At 58.8% G+C, this 16,293-nt stretch carries 17 protein-coding genes; 5 read left to right on the top strand and 12 right to left on the bottom strand.

Annotation, left to right across the window (positions count from 1 at the left end; genetic code table 11):
• Nucleotides 1-222: 222 nt before the first annotated feature.
• Nucleotides 223-1,617: a hypothetical protein gene (locus tag ACOTTU_RS00995; protein WP_425655725.1), complete on the top strand. Its 1,395-nt coding sequence runs from the start codon at nt 223-225 to the stop codon at nt 1,615-1,617.
• A gap of 130 nt (nt 1,618-1,747) precedes the next feature.
• Nucleotides 1,748-2,623: an S-methyl-5'-thioadenosine phosphorylase gene (locus ACOTTU_RS00990; RefSeq protein ID WP_425655724.1), complete on the top strand. Its 876-nt coding sequence runs from the start codon at nt 1,748-1,750 to the stop codon at nt 2,621-2,623.
• Nucleotides 2,624-2,655: 32 nt separating this feature from the next.
• On the opposite strand, the gene ACOTTU_RS00985 is transcribed toward ACOTTU_RS00990, so the two are convergent.
• Nucleotides 2,656-3,360: a hypothetical protein gene (locus ACOTTU_RS00985; RefSeq protein ID WP_298913465.1), complete on the bottom strand. Its 705-nt coding sequence runs from the start codon at nt 3,358-3,360 to the stop codon at nt 2,656-2,658.
• 263 nt (nt 3,361-3,623) lie between these two features.
• Between ACOTTU_RS00985 and ACOTTU_RS00980 the strand changes: the two genes are divergently transcribed.
• On the top strand, nt 3,624-4,244 hold the full coding sequence (locus ACOTTU_RS00980; RefSeq protein WP_425655723.1) for a LysE family translocator: 621 nt from the start codon (nt 3,624-3,626) through the stop codon (nt 4,242-4,244).
• An 11-nt stretch (nt 4,245-4,255) separates the two neighbouring features.
• The gene (locus ACOTTU_RS00975) at nt 4,256-4,786 is read left to right on the top strand and encodes an adenine phosphoribosyltransferase (protein ID WP_425655722.1); all 531 of its coding nucleotides are present in this window, start codon (nt 4,256-4,258) and stop codon (nt 4,784-4,786) included.
• A gap of 54 nt (nt 4,787-4,840) precedes the next feature.
• Here ACOTTU_RS00975 and ACOTTU_RS00970 read toward each other — a convergent pair whose 3' ends face one another.
• The 11 genes from ACOTTU_RS00970 to coxB form a co-directional block, all read right to left on the bottom strand.
• Complete coding sequence (locus ACOTTU_RS00970; RefSeq protein WP_425655721.1) at nt 4,841-6,256, bottom strand: FAD-binding oxidoreductase; 1,416 nt, start codon at nt 6,254-6,256, stop codon at nt 4,841-4,843.
• 41 nt (nt 6,257-6,297) lie between these two features.
• Nucleotides 6,298-7,113, bottom strand: a complete 816-nt coding sequence (locus ACOTTU_RS00965) for an MBL fold metallo-hydrolase (protein WP_425655720.1) — start codon at nt 7,111-7,113, stop codon at nt 6,298-6,300.
• 104 nt (nt 7,114-7,217) lie between these two features.
• Nucleotides 7,218-7,802: a GNAT family N-acetyltransferase gene (locus ACOTTU_RS00960; protein WP_298913478.1), complete on the bottom strand. Its 585-nt coding sequence runs from the start codon at nt 7,800-7,802 to the stop codon at nt 7,218-7,220.
• On the bottom strand, nt 7,802-9,064 hold the full coding sequence (locus ACOTTU_RS00955) for a M16 family metallopeptidase (protein WP_425655719.1): 1,263 nt from the start codon (nt 9,062-9,064) through the stop codon (nt 7,802-7,804). Before ACOTTU_RS00955 ends, ACOTTU_RS00960 begins: the two co-directional genes overlap by 1 nt.
• A complete protein-coding gene (gene thrC / locus ACOTTU_RS00950; protein WP_425655718.1) occupies nt 9,061-10,449 on the bottom strand; it encodes a threonine synthase in 1,389 nt (462 codons plus the stop codon). Before thrC ends, ACOTTU_RS00955 begins: the two co-directional genes overlap by 4 nt.
• Nucleotides 10,450-10,454: 5 nt before the next feature.
• Entirely contained in the window at nt 10,455-11,135 is a 681-nt protein-coding gene (locus tag ACOTTU_RS00945; RefSeq protein WP_425655717.1) for an SURF1 family protein, read from the bottom strand.
• A 67-nt stretch (nt 11,136-11,202) separates the two neighbouring features.
• Nucleotides 11,203-12,036 (bottom strand): cytochrome c oxidase subunit 3, encoded by an 834-nt coding sequence (locus ACOTTU_RS00940; protein ID WP_298913487.1) that lies wholly within the window; start codon nt 12,034-12,036, stop codon nt 11,203-11,205.
• A 25-nt stretch (nt 12,037-12,061) separates the two neighbouring features.
• Nucleotides 12,062-12,646: a cytochrome c oxidase assembly protein gene (locus ACOTTU_RS00935; protein WP_425655716.1), complete on the bottom strand. Its 585-nt coding sequence runs from the start codon at nt 12,644-12,646 to the stop codon at nt 12,062-12,064.
• Nucleotides 12,646-12,810: a cytochrome C oxidase assembly protein gene (locus ACOTTU_RS00930; RefSeq protein ID WP_298913491.1), complete on the bottom strand. Its 165-nt coding sequence runs from the start codon at nt 12,808-12,810 to the stop codon at nt 12,646-12,648. The genes ACOTTU_RS00935 and ACOTTU_RS00930 overlap by 1 nt, the downstream gene beginning before the upstream one ends.
• A 3-nt stretch (nt 12,811-12,813) precedes the next feature.
• Nucleotides 12,814-13,752: a heme o synthase gene (cyoE, locus tag ACOTTU_RS00925; RefSeq protein ID WP_425655715.1), complete on the bottom strand. Its 939-nt coding sequence runs from the start codon at nt 13,750-13,752 to the stop codon at nt 12,814-12,816.
• A 50-nt stretch (nt 13,753-13,802) separates the two neighbouring features.
• Complete coding sequence (gene coxB, locus ACOTTU_RS00920; RefSeq protein WP_425655714.1) at nt 13,803-14,684, bottom strand: cytochrome c oxidase subunit II; 882 nt, start codon at nt 14,682-14,684, stop codon at nt 13,803-13,805.
• Nucleotides 14,685-14,862: 178 nt separating this feature from the next.
• Between coxB and tldD the strand changes: the two genes are divergently transcribed.
• The gene (tldD, locus tag ACOTTU_RS00915) at nt 14,863-16,284 is read left to right on the top strand and encodes a metalloprotease TldD (protein ID WP_425655713.1); all 1,422 of its coding nucleotides are present in this window, start codon (nt 14,863-14,865) and stop codon (nt 16,282-16,284) included.
• The last annotated feature ends 9 nt before the right edge of the window (nt 16,285-16,293 follow it).

Below are 16,293 nucleotides of genomic sequence, written 5' to 3'. Positions count from 1 at the left end.
GGGGAAAATCCTGATGTAGGGTCACTTTGCGGACAGGCGCGGGCCAAATCCTCTTGCGCCGCTCCCTAGACGGTTTGGGACGGAATGAAAACCCTGCCCCTCGGGATCGTTAGCCGCGCATGGCTAACAAATCCCTAATGCCAGAGGGTGCTGCCCCCTGCGCGCCCTTGATTTCAAACCCGCCCCGCGCGACGATCAGCCCACCCCAGATCGGAGCCGCCCTTGCCCCTCATCCACACCCGAAAAGACATTGACGATCTTCTGGGCGGCCCGACGGAGGCGGAGGAGAAACTCCTCACCGCCTGCATGGCAGGTGAGTCTTGCGCGTTGGGTGGCCTGCCCCGCGCAGATGACGCCACGCGCGAGGTCCGCGCCGAGGTGCTGCGCTACCTGATCCTCGGCGGCTGCGAGGCATGCCACGTCCATGGCTGGGGCGTCAGGCTTTACGGCGCTTGTGTCTCCGGCACCCTCGATCTCAGCTTTGAAAAAGCCCGCAGGGCGACGGTACTGATACGGTGCAGATTTGCCGAGGACATCATCGCTCAGCAAAGCAAACTTGACTTGCTGGTGCTGAATGGCAGCACCTTGAACGTGCTAAGCTTCCAGGGGATTAAGGTGAGGGGTGGTGTCTTATTGCGCGACATCACGGCCAGCGGCGAGGTCACCCTCTCCGGTGCGCAGATCGGCGGGCAGCTTTCCTGCGAGGAGGCAGCATTCTCCGCCACAAACGGGCATGCGTTGACCATGCAAAGGGCACATATCAGGGAAGGTTTGATCTGGCGGAGTGCCAGTTTTTCAAAAGGGAGTGTTAATTTGACCGCCGCCTATGTCGGCGATCTGGTCGATGACTTGACATCTTGGCCCGGGGCGGGCCGACTCATCCTCGACGGATTCACCTACGACCGCATCAGCGGGGCGCCGACCGATGCCGCGCGTCGTCTCGACTGGCTGGCCAAAGGCAGCACTTGGAATGGTGAGTTCTCTCCTCAACCCTACACCCAGCTCGCAAAGGTCCTGCGCGAGATGGGTCATGATGCCCAAGCCCGGACCGTTCTGGCGGAGCGGGAGCGGTTGCTCTATCGCGAAAAATTCAAAACCCGCTGGCGCCTGCATAATGGCGAGGTGTCAGAAGGCATCACCGTCACCAATATCCATTACCTCACCATCCTGTGGTCGTATTTCCTGCAGGCGGTCGTGGGCTATGGCCACCGCCCGTTCCGAAGCGTGCTGGCGCTATTGGTCCTTTGGCTCAGCGCCACGACCGTTGCCCATCTCGCGTGGGAGGAAGGCTCCTTCGCGCCCAATTCCGGCCCGGTCCTGCTCTCCGACGACTGGCAGCGGTTCGCGTCTGAGCCTGCCCCGGCCAACCCCGCGCTCTTATGGTCCGAGAAAGGCGCGCAAGGACAGGATTGGGAGAGCTTCAGCCCCCATGCCTATGCCGCCGATCTGGTCATTCCCATTGTCGACATCGGACAGACCGCTGCATGGGCCCCCTCGACCACACGCGGTTTCTGGGGCTGGCATCTGTGGTGGTTGCGATGGGTCTTTACGTTGGCGGGCTGGGTCGTCACCGCCCTCGGCGCGGCGGCCATCACCGGGATCATCCGGCGCGACTAAAGCCAAACAATGCACAAATTCGGTGCACGGCCTGTGCACAGGTTGTGCACGGATGTCATACGCTTGATTTCCCCTCAAATCCCCGCCACCATCCCGCCGAGAAACGTGCAAATTCGGAGCCTTCCCAGACATGAGCAAGACAAAGATCGCCGTGATCGGCGGATCAGGGATATACGATATCGACGGGCTGGAGGAGGCCAGCTGGACCCGTGTCGACACCCCTTGGGGCGCGCCATCGGATGCCATTCTGACGGGTGTTCTGGATGGTGTTGAGATGGCGTTTCTGCCCCGGCACGGGCGCGGCCATGTGCACAGTCCGAGCACCGTGCCTTACCGTGCGAACATCGACGCGCTCAAACGTCTGGGCTGTACGGATGTGGTGTCTGTTTCCGCCTGCGGGTCGTTTCGGGAGGAGATGGCGCCGGGGGATTTTGTGCTTGTAGATCAATTCATTGACCGCACCTTCGCGCGCGAGAAGTCGTTTTTCGGTACGGGCTGTGTCGCCCATGTCTCCGTCGCGCATCCCACCTGTCCGCGTTTGAGCGATGCCTGCGAAACCGCCGCCCGGGACGCGGGGATCACGGTGCACAGGGGGGGGACCTATCTCGCCATGGAAGGACCCCAATTTTCGACGCTGGCCGAATCCCGCATGTATCGCGAAAGCTGGGGCGCGGATGTGATCGGCATGACCAACATGCCCGAAGCCAAGCTCGCCCGTGAAGCCGAGCTGTGCTACGCCTCCGTCGCCATGATCACCGATTACGACAGCTGGCACCCCGATCATGGCGAAGTGGACGTAACCCAGATCATCGCCACCCTCATGGGCAATGCAGACAAGGGCCGTGACCTCGTACGGCGTTTGCCGAAACTCCTGGGAAAGGACCGTGCGGCATGTGCCCATGGCTGCGATCGCGCGCTCGAATATGCGATCCTGACCGCCCCGGAGGCGCGCGATCCATCTGTCATGGCAAAACTGGATAGCGTGGCGGGGCGCGTCTTGCCCTGATGCGTCGCGCCGCGATCAATGCGGCGCAACTATCAGTAAATCTTGACGATGTTCAACTTCGCTTTGAGCCGCGTAAAAGCGTCCGCCTGCACGATATCATGAAGGGTCTTGGGCTGGGGGCAATCTGAACAGGTCGCGGGGTCAATCATCAGGGGATTTGCAAAACGCACCCATTTCGATTGCCCATTGGTATCCTGAACCTCGTAGATCGAGTCCACGACAAAAGGTGTCAGATCCGGGTTTGTTGACGCCGCCACAACGGTTTGCAGACAAGCCGGATCCATCGGCGCATTGACGGCCGTACGGTGCTGTTTGAAGTAGGTCCATTTCTTCTCAGGGCTTTTGACGGTGACCCAGCTTGCAATTTTCTTGGGAACATATTCCCCGACGGTTGCAAGCGTCTCGTTCAAACTGCTGCCCCAGATGTTGGACGCAGAGAGCCTGTCTTCAATAGGGGGACGATCCGCTGAGAAACTCTGTAGTGAGCAAAACTTGCTGTCTTCAAATTTCTCGTTCTTGTGGCTGTAGACAAAGACATCTCCCGGATAGGGATCCGAAATGCGGTTGGCAGGCACAATCAAGCGGGCATAGCTGATATCAGCCTCGTCAGCATCCAGCAGCACACTCTCGGTGACATTGAACGCCAACACGGTCAGAACCAACGCCGTCATCGTCCAGAACTTGTAGTCGACACTTTTGGCGGGTTTGGGTTTATCGTCAGTGTCCAGGGCGGTCATTGGGGGCAACACAGGTTGCTGCCGCAATTGTAGTAACCTTCAGGACAGGCAGCATAGGCGGCAGCAGTTGAAACGAAAAAGGCAGCTATTGCTAGAGCAGTGATAGCACGCATGACTATTCTCCATTTGAATAAAATTCGGGAATATGCTGCATGATTCTACGTTTACGGGAAAATGTCTGTGAACAAAGTCACAGGCACACCGGGTTGATGTTGCCGCTGGAAACTGGAACTACTGTTGCGGCGCATGTGAAGGAGTAAACGGTGTCTTTCGATCTTTGGCTGACGTTCGTTGCGGCTTCCACCGCTCTCCTGCTAATCCCCGGGCCGACGGTGCTCTTGGTCTTGAGCTACGCGCTCTCGAAAGGAAAATCCGTGGCCGTGGCTTCCGCCGCAGGTGTTGCAGTCGGAGACTTGATTGCCATGACCGCGTCACTGGCGGGTTTGGGCGCGCTTGTCCTGGCCTCGGCAACCCTTTTCACCATGCTCAAATGGCTGGGAGCCATCTACCTGGTCTGGCTGGGCTTCAAACTCATCCGGTCGGCACCCCGTGAAGAGATGGCGCCGATTGCAGAGGTAAATGCGCGTGGTGTCTTCCGTCACGCCGCTGCGGTGACTGCTCTCAACCCCAAATCCATTGCTTTTTTCATTGCGTTCGTACCGCAGTTCTTACGCCCCGATGCGCCCCTTGCCCCTCAGTTCATTCTGCTGATCGCAACTTTCGTGTCTCTCGCGGGTATCAACGCTTTGGCCTATGCTCTGCTTGCCGATCGGCTGCGCCGCGTTATCTCGAAACCAAATATTCTCACATGGATCACCCGTGCTGGCGGTGCCACCTTGATTGGTATGGGCCTCCTGACCGCCACGCTGCGCCGCGCAACCTGAAGGCAAATCGCATGAAAACTGTTCAAGATTACATCCGTACGATCGTGGATTTCCCACATGAAGGCATCATGTTTCGCGACGTCACGACGCTCTTTGCGGACCCTCGCGGCTTCCGCATGGCGATTGACCAGATGCTGCATCCCTACGCCGGGCTTGAAATTGACAAAGTCGTGGGTCTGGAAGCGCGCGGCTTTATCCTTGGCGGTGCCATTGCGCACCAGCTTTCGGTCGGCTTTGTGCCGATCCGCAAAAAAGGCAAGCTGCCCGGCAGAACGATCAGTCAGGATTATTCATTGGAGTACGGTGAAGCCATTGTCGAAATCCACGACGATGCAATCCAGCCGGGGGAAAAGGTTCTGGTGGTGGATGATCTGCTTGCAACCGGTGGCACAGCGGAGGCCGGTATCAAGCTGATTGAAAGACTGGGCGGTGAAATCGTTTCCTGTGCTTTCATCATTGATCTTCCGAAACTGGGTGGTCGCGCCAAACTCGAAGCCTTGGGCATGGAAGTTAACGCACTTTGCGCCTTCGATGGTCTCTAGGAACCAACCAAATCCTGGAAGGATTTGAAAAACATCGTGTGACGCGTCAGCGTCTCATGTCTTCAGGACCGCGCCGGGGTTCATGATGCCCAATGGGTCAAGAGCGGCCTTGATCGCGCGCATTGCAGCCATCTTTGCAGGGTCGCCATAGCGTTCAAGGTCTGCCACTTTCATGCGTCCAACCCCATGTTCCGCGCTGACCGATCCGCCCAGACTGTTGGCCAGATCGTGCACCGTCCGCTGCAACTCAGCGCGTTGGTGAGCATGGTCGGAGGAACGCCCCCCCGGCAGCGGGAACAGGTTGTAGTGCAGATTACCGTCACCCACGTGGCCAAAGCAGTTGATGCGAAAGTCACCTAACCTGGCCACAGCCTCTTTTCCACGTTCGATGAACTCAGGGATGCAGCTCAAAGGAGCCGACACATCGCTCGAAATGATCGCGCCAACGCGTTTATTGGCCTCGGGAATATGCTCTCGCACTGACCAGAAGGCGGCCCCCTGCTCCACGCTTTGTGCAATCACGCCATCCAGTGCCAACCCGGTTTCGGCCGCCTCCTCAAAGAGCCCTTCCAGAGCCGCCTGCCCGTTCATGCCGCGCGCCAACCCGACCTCTATCAACACAGACCATTGCGGGTGCTTCTCGAAGGGCTGACGCACCTCCGGCAGAACCTCCGACAGAAATGTCAATCCCTGCCCGTTGATCAACTCGAACCCGCTGACCATCTCTCCCAGTTGGTCCCGCGCGAGGGCCAATAGCGACAGCGCCGCTGCAGGTGAGGGCACAACGAAAATCGCCGTGCCCGAAACCGCGGGTTTCGGGCTGAGTTTCAGAGCCGCTGCGGTGATCACTCCCAAACTGCCTTCCGACCCGATCAGCAGATTGCGCAGATCGTAGCCGGTATTGTCTTTGCGCAGGCGTTTCAGACCGTGCCATATCTGACCATCCGGCAACACCGCTTCCAGCCCAAGGCACAAGTCCCGCGCGTTGCCATAGCGCAAGACTGCCGTACCGCCAGCATTCGTCGCCAGATTACCGCCGATACTGGCTGAGCCCTCCGAGGCAAGCGACAGGGGAAACAGCCGATCAGCGGCATCTGCGGCGGATTGCACATTGGCCAGCACGGCCCCCGCCTCACAAATCAGAACGTTCTCTTCGGGGAAAACCTCTCGGATGGCATTCATGCGCTCAAGCGAGAGGATCAGGGGCAAAGGTCCCTCGAAGGAGACCTGCCCGCCCACGAGGCCGGTCCCGCCCCCATATGGCACAATCCCCACCTGAGCCTGCGCGGCACAGCCCACGATCGCGGCAACTTCCTCAACGGTTCTGGGCATCGCGACAAGCGACTGGCGCCCTTGGTATCGCCCGCGCGGTTCTTCCAGATGGCGCGGTTCAGCGCTGCGAAAGCGCTCCGCTGGCAAGGTTTGCTGCAATAGCGACTGGAAATCGGAATCGACGGAGTTCAAGGACATGCGCCTTGATCCCCCGCGCGCCTCACGGATGCAACCCCCGACTAGGGGGCACTCAGCCACTCCGGACGCAACACCATGATCGTCGGTCTGCCGGGCAACCGATCTAAAGAGACTTCCAGAGAAGGTCCGCCAACCTCAACGATGGCAAATTCATCGGACATCCCCGACAGAAAATCATCAAGGGCAAACAGCGAAAACCAGTGCATCGGAATCACAATGGAGGATTTCAACCGTTTGAGAACCCGGGTCATCGTCGGTAAATCCAAGGTATAGCCGCCATCGACAGGCGCCATGACGACGTCGAGCCGACCCAAAGCCGCGTATTGGGCGGCATCGGGCTCATGATGCAGATGCCCCAGATGACCGATACAAAGCCCGGCCATCTCGAACACAAAGATCGAATTCCCTTCGGTCTCAACGCTCGAGAATTGCGAACGAATGTCGGTAGAAACATTGCGGATCAGAACTTCGCCCAAGTCGAGCCGATGGTCGATACCTTCGCCAAACTCTCCCCACCCCGGAAGCACATGCGGAATGGCCGGGTCGGGATGGGCCGTCCAATGCGTGTCATGCGCGTGGTTCATGGTAACAACATCGGGGATGAATGGTGCCGATCCGGTAAAGCCGGTGAAATCGGTGACCATGTTCAACCCCCCATGGCTGCGGATCAGAAAACTCGCATGAGAAATATAATGAATGCGCACATTTTCTGGGGCAACGGCTGAGAAATTTGCCGGAACAATATACTCTATCCCCGGTGCTCCTTCAGCTAATGCAATGCAATGGCTGGGTTGTCGCTCCTGGGCCATCGCGCCCTGGCTCAAAAGCAGCAGTGTTATGAAAAAGCGGATCAGCATGGCAACCTCCCTGATCCTAGGAAGTTAGTACGCGAAGCCGCAGTTTCCGATATAAAATTCTGTGAGGTTCAGGAAAAGGCCATCAAGAGAGACGCAGGTAGGCGCTAGCCTGCGTTGGATTTACCGCGTCTGTCCCCTCGCAAAGCGGCATAGAGCACATGGGTGCGCCACCGACCGTTGATCTGCAGATAGCTCTGCGCCACACCTTCGTATTTGAAACCGGAGATTTCGAGCAATCCGCGTGACGCTGCATTCTCGGGCAAACAGGCGGCTTCGATCCGGCTCAGATCCAATCGCGTGAATGCATGGTGCACCAGTGCCTTGATGGCCTCATGCATGTATCCCTGCCGCGCAAAGGGTTGACCCGTCCAATACCCCAGCGTGCCCGCCTGCGCCGGACCGCGCCTGATATTGTCCAGCGTAATCGCGCCCAACAGCGCGTCATCCTGTCGCCGGATCAAAAAGAGCGGAATCGCGGTGCCGCTGGAGACGGACCGTTGCGCCCAATAGACCCGGTTCGTAAACGCTTTTCTGGTCAGATGGTCCCGTGCCCAGCTGGGTTCCCAAGAGGTCAGGTAATCCTTGCTCTGGGCCCGCAGGGCGGTCCAGGGTCGAAAGTCGGAATGAATCGGTGGGCGCAGCGTCATCCGCTCCGTCTCGATCCTCAGTTTCCGAAATCCGCGGAGCATCACGCCGCTCGACGCGTCTGCAACTCTGCAAGGCTGGGGGCGGCGTCAATGGGACCGTAAAGTGCAAGGGCTGCCGGAGCCGCCGAGGCCATGCCTTCGGCAAATTCTCTGACGTCCCCTGTGGTCACAGCATCAATCAGCGCCACGGTTTCTTCCAGCGGCGGAACGCGGCCCCATATTTGAACCAAACGGGCCAGCCGCTCGGCGCGATTTGAGGGACTTTCCAACCCCATCAACAATCCTGCCTTCATCTGCGCGCGTGCGCGCGCAACCTCGGCGGGCGACATGTCCGCCGCAGCCCGCTTCATCTCGTCGATGGTGATTTCGGCCAGTTGAGGCAATTGCTCGGCAGAGGTCCCGGCGTAAATCGTCGTCATGCCGGTATCCGCATAGGCTCCGGCCTGCGCAAAGATCGAATAGCACAGCCCTCGGTTTTCCCGGATTTCCTGAAAGAGGCGGCTCGACATACCGCCCCCCAGCGCTGAGGCATAGATTTGAGCGGTGTAGATTTTATCGTCACGGTACCCGGGGCTTTCAAAGGCCAGGGCAAAATGCGCCTGCTCCAGCTCCTTGACCTGCCGACGCTCGCCCCCCAGAAAACGTGCGGCATCAACGTCAAAGGCGGGTTTGGCTTGCATACCCCCGAAAAGCGTCTCGGCCAGTTTCACGATGGCCTCGTGATCCACCGCACCTGCCGCTGACAGGATCATCTGTTCCGGCCCGTAGTGCTGTCCGATGAACCCTTGCAAATCCGTACGGCTGAAACTGGCCACCCGGTCGCTGGGCCCCAGGATAGTGCGCCCCATGGGATGATCCGGATAGGCTTCTTCCTGCAACCAGTCAAAGATCACATCATCAGGGGTATCGAGCGCCTGCCCGATCTCCTGCAGGATCACACCGCGCTCGATTTCGATCTCAGCTTCGTCCAGCGTCGGGTTCAGCAGGATATCCGCAATCACGTCGAGCGCCAGCGGCACGTCGTTCTGCAACACGCGGGCATAATAGGCGGTCACTTCGCGGCTGGTATAGGCGTTGATGTAGCCGCCTACGTCCTCGATGCTCTCGGCAATCTGCAAGGCAGTGCGTCGCTTGGTGCCTTTGAAGGCCATGTGTTCCAGAAAATGCGCGATGCCGTTCTGGTCGGGCATTTCATGACGCGCACCCGCTGTGACCCAAACCCCGATTGAGGCTGAAGCCAGCCCGGGCATTTCTTCGGTCACGATACGGAAGCCATTAGGCAGGCGGTGTTGGTTCAGTGTCACGCAGTACGATGCCCTTTGATATGCGCGGTGAGCGCGGCCAGATCGTTCGGCACCCGGCTCACCCGTTCGGGGCGTTCATACAGGTCTGCCATACGCGGGGGCAAGGGGGGGTGTTGCCCGCTGGCCTTTTCCACTGCGTCCGGGAATTTCGCCGGATGGGCGGTCGCGAGTGTGATCATCGGTGTGTCAGTTGCGCGCAACTCCTCTGCCACCTTCACACCCACCGCGCTGTGCGGACAGAGCAACTCACCGCTGGACTTCAGCGAAGATGCGATGGTGGCCATGGTGTCCTCTTCCGACGCCCTGCCGGATACATAATGCGATTGCAGCACCTCCATCGCGCCCTGGCTGACCTCGAAACCACCCGCCTTGAGTTCTTCCATCAATTGGCCGATCGCATTACCGTCGCGATCATAGGCGTCAAACAAGGCGCGCTCAAAATTGGAACTGACCTGAATATCCATCGACGGGCTGATCGAAGGCACCGTCTCGCCCTTATGATACCCCTGCCCTTTCAGGCAACGATCAAGGATGTCGTTCTGATTGGTTGCAACGACAAGCTTGTCGATGGGCAGCCCCATGCGCTTGGCGATGTAGCCCGCAAAGATATCGCCAAAATTGCCCGTGGGCACCGTAAAGCTAACCGGACGGTGCGGTGCACCCAAAGATACCGCAGAAGAGAAGTAGTAAACCACCTGCGCCAGTACCCGCCCCCAGTTGATGGAATTGACACCTGCGAGCCTGACCTCGTCGCGGAAATCAAAGTCGTTGAACATGTCCTTCAGCCGCGCCTGACAGTCGTCGAAATCGCCATCCATCGCCAGCGCGTGCACATTCGATTCGACCGGCGTGGTCATCTGCCGCCGCTGCACCTCGGAAATGCGCCCATGCGGGTAGAGAATGAACACATCCACATTGTCGAGCCCCCGGAAGGCTTCAATCGCCGCCGAGCCCGTATCACCCGAAGTCGCCCCCACAATGGTGACCCGCTCACCCCGCCGCGCCAGCGCCGTCTGGAACATCTGCCCGATCAGTTGCATCGCGAAGTCCTTGAAGGCCAGCGTCGGCCCGTGGAACAGTTCCAGCAGGAAATGCCCCTGATCAAGCTGCACCAGCGGTGCCCGCGCGGCATGGCCGAACCCTGCATAGGCACGCGCGATGATGCCCTCGAATTCAGCATCCGTGAAGACATCGCCCACAAAAGGCCGCATCACACGGTAGGCAATGGCCTCATAGCTCAGCCCTTCGAGGCGGGAAATTTCCGCGACCGTCATCTGCGGAATCGTCTCCGGCACATAAAGCCCGCCATCACGGGCAAGGCCGGTGAGCATGGCCTCTTCGAAGTTCAGAATGGGCGCGGTGCCCCGGGTCGATATGTAACGCATATGCTTCAGCTTTTGTTGGCACCGGGTTTGCGGCGCAGGAAAACGGCGGTCATTGCCAGCCAGATGGCCGACAAGGAAAACCAGGTGATGGCGTATTGCAAGTGATCGTTGGGAATAGCGGCCGTGTCTACGGGCAAGGGCGTCACAGGACCGCCTGATTGCGGCGCGTCGCGACGCACAACCATTATCGGTCGGGTATCCAGAACATCCGCCATTCTTTCGACGTCCCGCGCGAACCAGATATTTTCGTCAACATCCGGCATTGGTGTGAACCTGTCGGTCTCCTGTGGCCATTGCAGGTTCCCCACAAGAGTCAGCGGCGGACCTTCCTCGAATTTCAATGCGTCGGCCTTTGCCACCGGGACGAACCCCATGTCGATCAAGATCGCCCCTTCATCCCGCAGCATCGGACGAATGATCCGGTAGCCCGCGCCAACCTGTTTTTGGGATACCAGAACCCGCAGATAACCCGCGCCCAGAACGCCTGTAACCTCGACCGGCAGATAGGCGTCCCGTTCGGGGTTCAACTCTGCTGGTAGTTTTATCGGAGCAGCCAAGATCCGCTTTTCGATATCGGCGATCAATTCTTCTTTCCAGGCCAGCCGCTGGACCTGCCAGATACCAAGGCTGATCAGAATTGCAGCGCCCCCCAACCCAAAGGTTGCCAGAAACATCAGTCGTCGCATGACTGCTCAGCTCCAAAGAAAAACGCGCGAGAGCCGCGCGCTTTTTTGTTTGAAATTCTCGCTGCGCCTAATGCGCCCCGGGCATCTGCGCCACGCCCCAGATGTAGACTGCAAAGAAGAGGAACAGCCATACCACGTCGACAAAGTGCCAATACCAGGCAGCGGCCTCAAAGCCCACGTGCTTCTCCGGGGTGAAGTCCCCCCTCAACGCACGGACAAGACACACCGTCAGGAAGATTGTCCCGATGATCACATGTGCACCGTGAAAGCCGGTCGCCATGAAGAAGTTGGAGTAGAACTTGTCGCCTCCAAATTCCCAGCCCTTGTAGAGCAGATAGGAATACTCATAGGCCTGCAGCACGGTAAACAGTACACCAAGCACAATCGAAATTGCGAGGCCCCAGACCAGATCCTTGCGGTTGTTCTCATGGACCAGAGCGTGGTGCGCCCAGGTTACCGCACAGCCCGACAGCAGCAGAATCAGCGTGTTGATCAGCGGCAGGTGGAAAGCGTCCACATGGTAGATTTCCGGCTGGATGTACTCCGTGCCGACATATTCGCTCATCGGATAGATGGCATTTTTGAAGAACGCCCAGAACCACGCCGCGAAGAACATAACCTCCGACATGATGAACAGGATAAAGCCATAGCGCAGGCCGATCCTCACCACCGGGGTGTGGTCGCCGACGTGGCTTTCACGGACAACCTCGGACCACCAGGCAAACATGACGTAAAGCACACCCGCCAGCCCCGCGAGGAACAGGTAGGGGTGATTGTTTTCTACCGCACCCGAAAACCAAATCACCGCGCCGAATAGCATCGCAAACCCGCTGATGGCGCCCAGCAGCGGCCAGACTGAGGGGTTCAGAATGTGATAGTCGTGGTTCTTTTCATGGGCCATATCTGCGTCCCTTGCCTTGTCCTGGTCAGTTCAGACTTGCGTCTGAGGTTGGTTCCAAATCCTGCACGGCGGCATAGCCCTCGGGCAGGTCAATTTCGTAGAATGTATAGGAGAGCGTGATGGTATGTACATATTTTCCATCGCGATCTTCGACGATTTCCGGATCGACATAGAAAGTCACCGGCATCTGAACCCGTTCACCGGGTTGCAGCACCTGCTCTTCAAAGCAGAAACACTGAATCTTGTTGAAAAAGCTACCCGCCTGATAAGGGGTAACGTTATAACTGGCAGACCCTGCGATGGGGCGGTTTGTCGGGTTGTACGCCTCATAGAACGCAAGGCCCGTCTCGCCTATGCGCACTTCCATCTCGCGCACGACCGGCTCAAAGGACCACGGCATCTGACTGTGAAGCGAGCCGTCAAAACGGACCTTGATGGTCTGCTCAAGAACATCATCGGGCGCAACATCAGACACACCGGTCACGCCGCCAAACCCTGTCACCCGGCAGAACCAGTCATAAAAAGGAACTGACGCCCAGGCCAGAGCTCCCATCACCACGACCAGGCTGACGGTTTGAGTGACGGTTTTGGCGGGACCGGAGAGCGCCATCAGTTTGCAATCTCCTCTGCTTTTGGCAGCTCAAAATCGCCACTTGTGACTTTGGTGAAGGTCAGCGCCAGCACCAGAACGACAAACGCACCCAGCATCAGGCCGACCCCGATGTTGCGCCCCTTGCGACGGGCATGCAGTTCATGTTCGGGACGAAAGGTCATGCCTTACCAGCCCCCCATTCCGAAAGGACGCAGCATGGCTTCGATCAGGATCACCCCGAAATGGGCAAAGAGATACCAGAGTGACAGCCGGAAGAACTTCTTTTCAATCTTGTAGCTGTCGGCCTCGGCCTGCGTTTCATCACGCCGCCAGATGTCAACCGCCCCTTTCAGGAACAGCGCGTTCAGCACAACGGCCATGGCCAGATAGAGGGGCCCGCCGATGGCGGTAAACCCTGTTCCAACGGCAAGCAGCGCCAGAAGGATCGTGTAGACGACGATATGAACACGGGTTGTGCGGCGCCCGTGGGTCACCGTGAGCATCGGCACATCTGCATCATTGTAGTCAGACTTCATGAACAGCGCCAAAGCCCAGAAATGCGGCGGCGTCCACGTGAAGATCAATGCGAACATCAGCCATGCCTCGATGGAGAAGCTGCCGGTCGCGATGACCCATCCGATCACCGGGGGAAAGGCGCCCGCGGCACCACCGATCACAATGTTCTGGGGCGTCGAGCGCTTAAGCCACATCGAGTAAACGACAGCGTAAAAGAAAATTGTGAAGGCCAGCAGACCCGCCGCCAGCAAATTCGCCGACAGGCCCAGCATCATCACGGCCATACCGGACAGAGCCAGCCCCAGTGACAGGGCCTCTCCTGCAGGCACGCGACCGGAGGGGATCGGGCGTTTGGCGGTTCGCTGCATCACGGCGTCGATATCCGCGTCCCACCACATATTCAAAGCGCCGGAGGCCCCCGCGCCGATGGCGACAAATAGAATCGACGAAAACGCAATCACAGGATGCACGGTCACCGGTGCAGCGAGCAGGCCCACCAGTGCCGTGAACACCACCAGCGACATGACACGCGGTTTCAGCAGCGCGAAATAATCGCCCAGCTGCGTGTCGTACTCCCCGGCAGGTGTTGTGTAGCTTGCATCAGCCATTCAGGCGCCTCGCTGGCAGTCTTGGAGTGGCGCGGCAGGGCCGCACCCGTTCATTTTGACGCGATGACGCGGGTTTGCGGAATACCGGCGTATTCTTCCCGCGCACCTTCCAGCCACTCGGCATAGGCCTCTTCGGAGACGACCTTCACGGTGATCGGCATATAAGCGTGGTTCAGCCCGCAAAGCTCGGAGCATTGACCAAAGTAGATACCTTCCCGGTCAGCTTTGAACCAAAGTTCAGCCAGACGGCCAGGTACGGCATCCTGCTTTACGCCGAACGCCGGAATGGTCCATGCGTGGATCACATCGCCACCCGTTACTTGCATCACGATGGTCTGGTTGACGGGCACCACAACAGACGTGTCCGTCGCCAGCAGGAATTCCGCTTCGGAATATCCCGCCTCTTCCAGCTGCGCGATCACCTCAGGTGATTTCGCGTTGTTCCCACCCGTTGCGGGCGCGCCGATCATGTAGGACGAAAACTCAAAACCTTCATCCACATATTCGTAGTCCCAGTACCATTGATACCCCGTCACTTTGATGGTGACGTCAGCTTCGGGAATTTCCTGCTGCTTGAACAGGATGGGCAGCGAGAACGCCCCGATGAAGACAAGAATGACGATCGGGATCACGGTCCAGGCAATCTCTACCGGCGTATTGTGGGTGAAGCTCGCCGATTCAGGGTTCCGCTTGGCGTTATAGCGGATCGCAACCCAGAGAATCAGCGCGGTCACGAACAGCGAAATCACCGTGCAGATCACCAGCAGCATGCCATCCAGCCATTGCAGGTCTGAGGCCAGCTCGGTCACGGCAGGTTGGAAGCCCATCTTGCCATCAACCGGCACACCGATGATTTCAAGGTTGTCCTGTGCCTGAGCCGCTGTTGCTGCAAGGCCAGCAAAAACACCTGGGAGTGTGAAAAAACGTTTCATGTGTCGTCCTGATCTTGGGATCACTGATGGGCACGCAGGAAAGGTTTGGACCTCTTGCCCGCCCCGTCCGTTGTAATTCCTGCTCTTACAATCATATTCTGATCGCGAGATAAAGACTTGAGCTTGCGTCAAACAGACGCTGAGTGCACTTTTACGCCCCCTTTTGAGGATATTGCGAATGACCGACGCCCCTTTCATGCCGTTTAACGAAACGCTTGACCGCGATGAGGCCCTGAATGTGCTGCGCGAAGCGACCCGGGGCGCAGATGACGGCGAGCTGTTCCTGGAACGTCGTCGTTCCGAAGCACTGGTCTTTGACGACGGCAGGCTCAAGACCGCGAGTTATGATGCCACCGAAGGGTTTGGCCTTCGGGCCGTCCGGGGCGAAGTCGCAGGCTACGCCCATTCCTCGGAGATTTCTGTCAAAGCGCTGCGGCGGGCTGCGGAAACCGCGCGTCTCGCCGTTGGCGAAGGCGGCGGCACCTGGGCAGATGCCCCAAATCCAACAAATAGGCGCCTTTATACCGACGACGATCCGATTGCCGGGGCCAGTTTCCCGGTCAAGATCGAGACTTTGCGCGAGATCGACGACTACGCCCGCAGCCTCGACCCAAGGGTGGTGCAGGTTTCGGCCAACATTGCCGCCAGTCTTCAGGAGGTTGAAATCCTGCGCCCGGACGGGCAGTCCCTGCGGGATGTCCGCCCCATGACCCGGGTCAATGTCTCCGTCATCGTGGAAGAGAACGGGCGGCGGGAATCCGGCTCCGTTGGCGGTGGCGGGCGCGTCGGGCTGGATGGATTACTCGACCCGGCAGACTGGAAATCCAAAGCACGTGAGGCCTTGAGAATTGCCTGCGTCAATCTGAAAGCCGTACCGGCACCCGCCGGGGTCATGGATGTTGTGCTGGGGCCAGGATGGCCTGGCATCCTGCTGCACGAGGCCATTGGTCACGGATTGGAGGGTGACTTTAACCGCAAAGGATCATCGGCGTTTGCAGGGCTCATGGGGCAACGGATCGCCAGTGCGGGTGTGACAGTTCTGGACGACGGCACGATCCCCGACAGGCGCGGCTCGATCACAATTGACGATGAGGGAACTCCTTCCGCCAAGAACGTTTTGATCGACGACGGAATTCTTGTCGGATACATGCAGGATAGGCAAAATGCGCGCTTGATGGACGTTCTCCCGACAGGCAACGGGCGGCGTGAAAGCTATGCCCATGCCCCGATGCCGCGCATGACCAACACCTACATGCTGGGCGGCGATGCCGATCCCGAGGATATTCTCGCCGATCTCAAGGACGGCATATACGCGGTGGGCTTCGGGGGCGGTCAGGTAGACATCACCAATGGCAAGTTCGTGTTCAGCTGCACGGAGGCCTACCGCGTCGAAAACGGCGAAGTGGGCGCGCCGGTCAAAGGCGCCACACTCATTGGCGATGGCGCGACCGCGCTGAAGCATATCCGGGGTATCGGAAACGACATGGCACTTGACCCCGGCATGGGCAATTGCGGCAAGGCTGGCCAATGGGTTCCGGTGGGCGTGGGCCAACCGACATTGATGATTGGCGGCCTGACAGTGGGTGGGTCTGCGTCCTGACAAATGGAC

Origin of the sequence: Roseobacter sp. EG26 (genome assembly GCF_049830555.1) — a bacterium.
GTDB lineage: Bacteria > Pseudomonadota > Alphaproteobacteria > Rhodobacterales > Rhodobacteraceae > Roseobacter.
Note: the sequence above shows the minus strand (reverse complement) of the source record. Positions and strands in the feature narration are given on the sequence as shown.